This window comes from Aequoribacter sp. (genome assembly GCF_965659035.1).
In the GTDB taxonomy this organism is placed as follows: domain Bacteria; phylum Pseudomonadota; class Gammaproteobacteria; order Pseudomonadales; family Halieaceae; genus Aequoribacter.
The window spans coordinates 1-8963 of sequence record NZ_CBFHWH010000058.1; the positions used below are offsets into that span (position 1 = coordinate 1).

The 8963-nt window shown below is 52.4% G+C and carries 8 protein-coding genes; 4 read left to right on the top strand and 4 right to left on the bottom strand.

Annotated elements, in window-relative coordinates; translation table 11 throughout:
* Together ACTF5Z_RS08750 and ACTF5Z_RS08755 are read right to left on the bottom strand one after the other, a co-directional pair.
* The coding region (locus tag ACTF5Z_RS08750; protein WP_438985301.1) for a coniferyl aldehyde dehydrogenase at nt 1-1447 on the bottom strand (1447 nt) is incomplete at its 3' end.
* A 227-nt stretch (nt 1448-1674) separates the two neighbouring features.
* Nucleotides 1675-2454 (bottom strand): SDR family NAD(P)-dependent oxidoreductase, encoded by a 780-nt coding sequence (locus tag ACTF5Z_RS08755; protein WP_009576699.1) that lies wholly within the window; start codon nt 2452-2454, stop codon nt 1675-1677.
* 227 nt (nt 2455-2681) lie between these two features.
* On the opposite strand from ACTF5Z_RS08755, the gene ACTF5Z_RS08760 reads away from it, so the two are divergent.
* From ACTF5Z_RS08760 to ACTF5Z_RS08775, 4 genes are all read left to right on the top strand, one after another.
* Nucleotides 2682-3980, top strand: a complete 1299-nt coding sequence (locus ACTF5Z_RS08760; protein ID WP_438985302.1) for a serine hydrolase domain-containing protein — start codon at nt 2682-2684, stop codon at nt 3978-3980.
* 129 nt (nt 3981-4109) lie between these two features.
* Nucleotides 4110-5309, top strand: a complete 1200-nt coding sequence (locus ACTF5Z_RS08765; RefSeq protein ID WP_438985303.1) for an acyl-CoA dehydrogenase — start codon at nt 4110-4112, stop codon at nt 5307-5309.
* 164 nt (nt 5310-5473) lie between these two features.
* Nucleotides 5474-6691, top strand: a complete 1218-nt coding sequence (locus tag ACTF5Z_RS08770; protein ID WP_438985304.1) for a spinster family MFS transporter — start codon at nt 5474-5476, stop codon at nt 6689-6691.
* A complete protein-coding gene (locus ACTF5Z_RS08775) occupies nt 6691-7227 on the top strand; it encodes a biliverdin-producing heme oxygenase (RefSeq protein WP_438985305.1) in 537 nt (178 codons plus the stop codon). The genes ACTF5Z_RS08770 and ACTF5Z_RS08775 overlap by 1 nt, the downstream gene beginning before the upstream one ends.
* Before the next feature lies 1 nt (nt 7228).
* On the opposite strand, the gene ACTF5Z_RS08780 is transcribed toward ACTF5Z_RS08775, so the two are convergent.
* Both ACTF5Z_RS08780 and ACTF5Z_RS08785 read right to left on the bottom strand, forming a co-directional pair.
* On the bottom strand, nt 7229-7897 hold the full coding sequence (locus tag ACTF5Z_RS08780) for a nitroreductase (RefSeq protein ID WP_438985306.1): 669 nt from the start codon (nt 7895-7897) through the stop codon (nt 7229-7231).
* A 244-nt stretch (nt 7898-8141) separates the two neighbouring features.
* On the bottom strand, nt 8142-8963 hold an 822-nt coding region (locus ACTF5Z_RS08785; protein ID WP_438985307.1), incomplete at its 5' end, for an amidohydrolase family protein.

Genomic DNA, 8963 nt, shown 5'->3' on the forward strand with positions numbered 1-8963 from the left:
CTGATTTAATACTTGTCTCGGTCGCTTTGCCATAAGGAGGCAGCAAGCCCGCTAACTTGCCGACATTAAAGCGCGTGGTCTGGCTGTAAACCGATTTTGCATGGCTGAAGGTTTTGAAGCCTTCAACACCGTGGTACGAACCCATACCGCTTGGTCCAACGCCACCGAAAGGCATGTCTTCTTGCATAATGTGCATAATGACATCGTTAATACACACGCCACCTGAAGTGGTGCGCTTCAAAATGGCCTCTTCCTCTGCCGCGTCTTTACCGAAGTAATAAGCTGCTAAGGGACGTGGGTTGGCGTTAATGTGCGCGATTGTCTCTTCAAAGTCTTTGTAAGTGCGAATCGGCAGCAGCGGACCGAAAATCTCCTCTTGCATGCACTTGGCATCAACATCGGGGCTTACGATCAAGGTGGGGGGGATTTTACCTGCCGCGTTGCCTTCAAAATTCTCGTTCGCGGGATTAATGGGCACAACACGATGGCCACGCTCTGCTGCATCGGCTAAGTAAGACGACAACCGCGCATTGTGACGCTCGTTGATCACGGCTGTGTAATCGTCATTGGCCAACAACGTCGGGTACATCGAGCCGACCGCTTTCGTCGCTAAAGACACCACTTCATCGAGCTTCTCTTCCGGCACCATCAAATAATCTGGCGCCAAGCAAATTTGGCCCGCGTTTAGTGTTTTACCCAACATGATGCGCTCGAGCGCCTGCTCTAAATCTGCTGTGCGAGAGATTACGACAGGCGACTTGCCGCCCAACTCTAGGGTCACGGGTACGAGGTTGCGTGCCGCGGACGCCAACACGTGGCGAGCAATACTGGTCGCACCCGTGAAAATCATGTGATCGAACGGCAAGGAAGTAAAGGCCTGCCCTACTTCGGGGCCACCCGTCACGGTAGTCACCTCTGCCGGATCAAAGCCCTCGGCAATAATCTCGGCTATTAGATCTGATGTAATCGGGGTGAATTCCGATGGTTTAACCATAGCGCGGTTACCGGCCGATAAAATGCCCGCTAAAGGCTGGAACACCATGGATACCGGAAAGTTCCAAGGCGCAACAACGCCGACCACACCTTTGGGCTGATACTCAATATGAGAGCGACCGCCCAATAAATTCAGAGGGAACAAAGTCGGACGTTTCTCGGGTTTCATCCACTTTGCCATGTGTTTTCTACAGTGCTTGAGTGAGCCGATAGAGCCTGCCACATCGGTCATCATATTGACGCTGCGTGGACGACACACAAAATCTTCGTTCAGTGCATCACTGATTCGCTCAGCGTGACGCACAAGGATATCGATCGCGCGATCGATACGATCTTTACGAACATCTAAAGATACAAAGCCTTCCGCTAAGTAGCTGTCTCGTTGGAGTTTTAAGGCCTCTTGCATTTTTTGTTCTGCATCGGGGCTGATTACCACTTGTTGAGGTGCGTTCATTGTTTAGCTCCTTGGTCGCAAGGTTTTATTAGTATCCAGCCGAGTGTAGCGCGTAAGGATCAATTAAAACAGCCCTTAAACGGGGTGCAAAACGGACAAAAGGCTTAGTTTTGAGTCCGCTTATCGCACAAGACACGCGTCGCCGACAGCGGCCCAACGCACTTTTCACAGCCGGCCTGCAAAAAAGCCGGCGCGAGAGCCGGCTTTCGATGATCTTCAGACACTGATCACTTTGGCGGCATCCGAATACCGCCATCCAGGCGAATCACTTCTGCGTTCATGTATGGGTTGGTGATGCAATCCATAATCGCAAAAGCCAACTCTTCGCCCTGGCCCAAACGTTTCGGGAACAGAACCGATTGACCTAGGTGCGCTTTAAACTGCTCAGCGTGCTCGCCTTCACCGTAAATGGGGGTATCGATTAAGCCAGGAGCCACCGTGTTGACTCGAATGCCCACTGCACTCAAATCACGCGCAATTGGCAGTGTCATGCCAACAACGCCGCCTTTAGAGGCAGAATACGCCGCCTGACCGATCTGACCGTCAAAGGCCGCACACGATGCCAAGTTAACAATAGCGCCGCGGCTACCATCGGCGTCCATAGGCTCTTGCTTAGCCATAGCCGCGGCTGCGCGACTTAAGACGTTAAAGGTACCAATCAAATTCACGTTAATAACGAAAGCAAAACGGCCAAGATCATGCGGGTTGTTGTCGCGATCAATGGTGCGACCTGGAGCGCCCAGACCCGCCGAGTTGACACAAGCGCGCAATGGGCCCATGGCAACTGCCGCTTCTACAGCCGCGTCTGCATCTTCCGTTTTAGTGACGTCACACTTTACAAACACACCGCCAATCTCGGCGGCAACCTTTGCACCTTTTTCTTCGTTCAGGTCAGCAATGACAACTTTCGAACCCGCAGCCGCGAGTTGACGTGCCGCTGCTTCACCGATGCCCGAGGCACCACCGGTTACGATTGATGAGCTACCTTCTAAATTTACGCGTGGCATAATTTTTATTCCTGTCTGTGAATTTGTGTCGCTATTCTTCGGCACGTGCCAGCGGCTGTCAAGCAAGGGAGAGGTATCGCGATTCGGCCTAGGCATACTGCGTAGCTCCCCCACCAGTAAGGGCTTAGGCTTGCACACAGCACAAAGACTGCCAAAAAAAGTTGGAGCAATACCTTAAATTTGTTCTACTTGCGCTTTCAACTCTTTGAATAGCGAGACGCTAACACATGAGTAAAGACGCCAACATCGCCGTTATTCATGGTGAAACAACCCCTGGATTCGAATCGGTTCGGGACCTGTTTACAATAAACATGAACCGATGGGAAGAAGAGCACGCCCAACTTTGCGTGTATCACAGAGGTCAAAAAGTGGTGGATTTGTGGGGATCCAAAGGCGCACCAAGCAATTTTCAGCCTGATTCGCTGGTCAATGTATTCAGTAGTGGAAAAAGTCTAGAAGCGATAGCGCTCGCCGCTTTAATCGACAAGGGTTTGCTGGAGTATGAAAAACCGATCGCGAGCTACTGGCCCGAGTTTTCAGCGCAAGGCAAAGACAGCATTACGGTTGCCGATTTAATGCGCCACGAGGCAGGCCTTGCAAACTTTGATTTTTCGATCGTTGCCGATGACCTGTTACCGGCACGTATTAAAGCAAATGTCGTTGGAAAACACATTGAAAATCATCCCCAGCATTTTCGGGATCGCGACAAAACAAAACGAGAATACCATGCACTGACGCGAGGCTGGATAGCCAATGAGCTGTTCAGACGCGTGGATCCAGATGGGCGCACCATCGGTGAGTTTGTCCAGCAGGCGATTAGCGAGCCATTGAATATTGAGGTCGCGATCGGCGTCTCAGAGGAACAGTTCCAGCGGCGAGTGCCCATTACGCCGATGCATCCACTAAAACACCTTCTGGCAACCTTTAAACCCAAACTGCTAGGCCGAAAAGTGCTCCACAACGCGGCTCAGCTGCTCAGCCGCTTGTTCATGTTGGTTAGAACGTTGTTCCGCGGATCCTCCAAAAAGTGGCCGCCCCCCATTGACGGCATGACCGGTATTCGCCTTTTTAACGACAAAACGCTAGCGATGGGTGAAACGCCCTCAGCTAACACCAGTGCCTCGGCTCGAGGACTGGCTAAGGTTGCTGCGGCCATGGCTGCGGGCGGTACATTAGACGGTCACACGATACTGACCCCCAGCGCCTGGGCTTCGCTGCACGCCTCACCCGTCTACTCCGTCATGGGCGGCTTCTTACCCTGCGCGTTTACGCAAGGCGGCGTTGCTTACTTTGGCCCCTGTAACACCCAATCGAGTTGGCTCGAACACGCGTTCAACCGGGGTCGAGAAGGATTTTACGGCTGGATGGGCTTGGGGGGCTCCCTATTTCAATGGCACCCCGAGCATGAGATCGGCTTTGCATTTGTGCCCACGTCCCTCCACATGCTGGATTTAATGAACGAGCGCGGCAAGTGCTATCAAGATGAAGTGCTACGTTGCGTCAAGCGACTTAAGCTAAGCGCTTGAACTGCAGAAGTCTTGCGCTTAAAAACGTTAAGACATGCTCGTTACTGACAGACTTAGAGTCCGATAATCTTACGTGCTAACCTAGCATCCGATCCGATCGGGCCAGCACACCACAATACGGCGAAAGTTATGACGAATTCCTCCATTTCAAAAACACTGTGGACCACTTTCGATTGGCAAGATCCCTTCCTGCTCGAGCAACAGCTAACAGATGAGCAGCGCCTAATACGCGACACCGCAAAGCAATACGCACAAGAGAAATTGCTACCCCGTGTGACTCAGGCGTTTCGAGAAGAAAGCACGGACGCCAGCATTTTTAAAGAGATGGGTGCCTTGGGTCTATTGGGCTCGACGATCAAGGGCTACGGCTGCGCAGGTGTCGATTACATCAGCTACGGCCTGATCGCCCGTGAGGTCGAACGCGTCGATTCTGGATATCGCTCTATGCTGAGCGTGCAGTCCTCCCTGGTGATGTACCCCATATACGCTTTTGGTACGGAAGAGCAACGGGAAAAGTACCTGCCCAAACTAGCGAGCGGCGATTGGATTGGATGCTTCGGTCTAACGGAACCCGATCACGGCTCAGATCCAGGCGGCATGATCACTCGCGCTCGCAGTGTTGAGGGCGGCTATCGCTTGAGCGGCGCCAAAATGTGGATTAGCAATAGTCCTATTGCCGACGTCTTTGTCGTGTGGGCTAAAACCGATGACGGGCAAATTCGCGGATTTATTCTAGAAAAAGGTATGCCGGGCCTAAGTGCTCCTAAGATTGAAGGAAAGCTTGCACTGCGGGCCTCCATCACGGGCGAGATCGTGATGGATAATGTCTTCGTTAGCGAAGAGCAGTTACTACCCAATGTTAAGGGGCTGAAAGGACCATTCAGCTGTTTGAATATGGCGCGCTATGGTATTGCCTGGGGAGCTTTGGGTGCAGCAGAAACCTGCTGGCAAACCGCGCGAGCCTATACACTCGAACGCTCACAGTTCGGTCGCCCGCTGGCCGCGAATCAGCTGATTCAGCTTAAGCTCGCTGACATGCAAACTGATATTGCCTTAGGCTTGCAAGGCTGCTTTAGGGCTGGGCAGCAACTCTGTGACGAAGGGATCGCACCAGAGCTCATTTCCCTGATCAAACGCAACTCGTGCGCTAAAGCTTTACACATTGCTCGACAAGCGCGCGACATGCTGGGCGGCAATGGGATATCCGATCAATACCCTGTCATGCGCCATATGATGAACTTAGAGGTCGTGAACACCTATGAGGGCACCAGCGACATTCACGCTCTAATTCTAGGACGTTCGCAAACTGGCTTGGCGAGTTTCAGCTAATGATTGCCCGAATCGGTGGCTCCACACCTCGCGGGGCACGCTGAAATTTAGCCCAAGCAGACTATAACGGGGCTCCCCAATTTTTCAGTATTGCTAGAGTCTAGTGCGCGTTTGTTTATACTCGATTCTTAAGAATTTCTTACAGTATTGACTCGGTGTCCACTATGCAGTCCTCGCCTCGTTACCGTAACTACGTTTTGTTCATTCTGTTCATTACCTACATTCTGAACTACGTTGATCGGCAGTTAATGACCATATTGCTGGAACCCATAAAACAGGAGTTTGGTGCTAGCGATACCGCTATGGGCTTTTTAACGGGCTTTGCCTTTGCGCTGTTCTATGCCACCCTCGGCATTCCTGTAGCGCGCTTGGCCGACCGATGGTCACGGCGTAATGTCATTGCAATATCTATTACGATATGGAGCGGCATGACAGCTTTGTGCGCGGCAGCCAGCACGTTCACCCAGCTCGCATTGCTTCGCATTGGCGTTGGCGTTGGAGAAGCGGGTGGGACACCACCCTCGCATTCACTGATCGCCTCATATTTCCCACCGGAACAGCGATCAACCGCACTCAGCTTACATGCGACGGGGACCCATTTCGGAATACTTATCGGTATGCTAGGCGGCGCAGTCATTGCCGAAGCCTACGGTTGGCGCATGGCGTTTATCGTATTCGGCATCCCCGGCGTATTGGTGGGTATCCTCCTCGCACTCACAGTGAAGGAGCCTCCAAAGCTTGGCCCGCCGCCTACCAGTCGCTTTGCTGACGACATGAAAACACTCATTCATCTTCCTGCGTTTGCGTTGATAGCAATGGCCGGTGCTTTGACAGGGCTATCCGGCTATGGCTTGGGCGCCTGGTCGCCTAGTTTATTGATTCGCATTCACGAACTCAGTCTCGTCGAGGCCGGTTTATTGCTCGGTGGTGTTGGCACCATCGCGGGTATTATTGGAGCTATCGCCGGCGGCCTGCTGTGCGATCGACTGGTTCAACGCGACCATCGGTGGCAGCTGTGGTTACCAGCCTTGGGCGCGTTGGCTTCAGCGCCCATGATGTTAGCGTTCGTACTCTGGCCCGAAAGTCATTACTGGCAGATAGGCGACATTAAAGTGCCCGTAGCGATGCTCTTTATGTTTGCAGGAGGCATTCTGTCTTCCCTTTGGATCGGGCCAACCTATGCAGCCATTCAATCAGCGGCACCTGCCTTTCTTCGTACTCAAGCATCGGCCCTGTTCTTGTTCGCATTCAATTTAATCGGCTTGGGACTTGGGCCGCTGGTAGTAGGCTTCGCCAGCGACTTACTGCAGGCAAGTTATGGAATCTACGGGCTGAGGTACGCGATGCCACAAGCGCAAAGCATAAGGCACTGGATGAGCTAGTGCCACTCATGAATACGATGCTTACTGAACGCCAGTTGGCTTTCTATCTAAACGATATCGCACAATTTCACCAGGGATTCGAGAAGCATATCAATCGCATTTTGCCAGATACCTTAGAGCAGTGGCACTTTCAAGCGCGCTGGCCACTGATTAGGAGCGACCTCGCTGTACTCGGCATAAACACCCCGTCCGGCACTAGCGAAGTTGTCCTAGATTGGGCTAGCGTCGACTTCTTATCCGACGCAGTGCTGGCGGGTTGGCTTTATGTCATCGAAGGCTCTGCGCTCGGCGGTGCAGTTATCCACAAACACTTGTGTCAGGTCCTTGGGGCTGAAAAAACCGACCAACTCCACTTTTTTAGACCCTACGGAAGTAATCCCGTCAGCCACTGGCGTGCATTTCAAGCGCTTTTGCTTACGGTAGCCAATGCACACCCGAGCGCAGGAACTCAAATTATCGCGGCGGCAAATCAAGCGTTTGACTGGTATACTCAAGTCATTGTTAAAAGCGCACCCAGCGCTTGCGGTGACTGCTGAGTCAAGAAACGTCTGTGTGCCACTGAATCAGATCGCCGAAATCGGCGCGCGCCGTGCGACACTGGTTGACTGGTGCGTCCTCTATGGGCCGGCCAAACGACAGACCAAACATCAGTTTGCGACCATCAGTAATGCCCAAAGCATCCCTCAAAGTGCCTGCATGAAAACTCAAAGCCGTTTGCGGACAACTGCCGAGCCCCTCGTTTACCAAACCCAACATAACGCTTTGGGCAAACATCCCCAGATCGCAAGCCTCTCTTTCCGCAAAGCCCGCGGGCAAATAAAAGAACGCGACATGAGGCGCATCAAAAAACGTAAAGTTACGCATAAAGGCGATGTCGCGATTCACTTTATCGTGCCGGTCAATACCGGCTGCCTCTGTCAATGCCTTCGCGGATGCGATTTGTCGCTCCCTAAATTCCCCTTCGTACGCGCCGTCAAAAGGAAAATCTAGTTCGATCTCGCCCGCCCTCATTTTATTAGGCAACACCGCGCGTAACGCCTCGAGCTGAGGGCCGCTCACAATGTGGACATACCACGGCTGCGTATTACAATTACTGGGTGCTGCAAGCGCGTTCTGAAACACTCGCTCGATGACGTTTTGATCTATCGTCTCAGGATAGAATGCTCGCGTCGCACGTCGTTTCTCAAGTACCTCATAAAACTCCATAATGACTCCTTATCGCCATCACGTTAAAACTTGTTTTAGTGTATGTCGAACGTCACCGCTTGACGAGTTGTGTCAGCCTGTCACAAAAACGCGTCCATACCGACGAACAAGATAGCGTAAATCAAAGAGTGCATCAGCTCATTAATACGTGCCATGTTTCCGACATCGTCTTAGCAAACCATCGGACGACTTAGTCGGCGCCCTACTCGAGGCTGAAGAGCGCCTTTATCGAAGGGGTTACATCTCAAAAAAGCGGCGTATTGTCGGGGCCATGCTCATGAATCTCGGCGGGAATCATTGTCGAGAAAGCTTTATCCCAAGCCATCTCTGAGAGGGGCTCGAAGCGAGGCTTAGACTCAACCGGATAACGAATAGGTTGACCCGCAAATACAGGAAGTACCTTATCTTCTCTGACCGCAATCTGCCCGTTAACGATTACAAGTTCTATTCCCGTCGATGGGAGAACGCCATTTTTATAGGTCGCATTATCGGTGAAGCGCTCCGGATCAAAAACCACGATGTCCGCTGCCATACCTTCCTGCAGCCGCCCACGCTCCTGCATAAACGTCAGACCGGCATCACCAAGATGTTTGGCCGCGTTATAGCTCAAAATAGAGATTAACTGCATCATGGGGATGTTGTGCTCACGTCCATAGCGAATCGTGATACCTCGAGCACCAGCGGTACGTGGGTGAGCGTTGCCAAGCTGGTCCAGCGGGAAGTCCCAAGGGGCTAGGTAAGGCTCGGCGGCAGCCGCATCGCTCGCCATTGTCACACCCTTTAAAGTTAACCACTTCACCGTTTCTTCTGGAGGCGTCTTGTATACGACAATGAGTTTCGTAGGATCAGATGCGACTGCAGCCTTGAAGGATTCGAGGGTATAGAACTCCCCTGTCACTGGGTCTTGAACCGTGTCCTCATAGCGCTTTCCTAAGTCGCCTATCCAGCTCTCGGGCGCCAAAAACGAGGCGTTCAACGTGGTGTACCCTGCCTCGTAGGGGTAAATTTCGCCCCAGATGTTATGACCTTGATTCTGAAGCCCAGTAATCAGTTCATGCGTAAGCCG

What these genes read in the sequence shown, in the direction of transcription:
- ACTF5Z_RS08755 (WP_009576699.1), bottom strand. Translation starts at nt 2,454, where the DNA reads ATGCCACGCGTAAATTTAGAAGGTAGCTCATCAATCGTAACCGGTGGT.
- ACTF5Z_RS08760 (WP_438985302.1), top strand. Translation starts at nt 2,682, where the DNA reads ATGAGTAAAGACGCCAACATCGCCGTTATTCATGGTGAAACAACCCCT.
- ACTF5Z_RS08765 (WP_438985303.1), top strand. Translation starts at nt 4,110, where the DNA reads ATGACGAATTCCTCCATTTCAAAAACACTGTGGACCACTTTCGATTGG.
- ACTF5Z_RS08770 (WP_438985304.1), top strand. Translation starts at nt 5,474, where the DNA reads ATGCAGTCCTCGCCTCGTTACCGTAACTACGTTTTGTTCATTCTGTTC.
- ACTF5Z_RS08780 (WP_438985306.1), bottom strand. Translation starts at nt 7,897, where the DNA reads ATGGAGTTTTATGAGGTACTTGAGAAACGACGTGCGACGCGAGCATTC.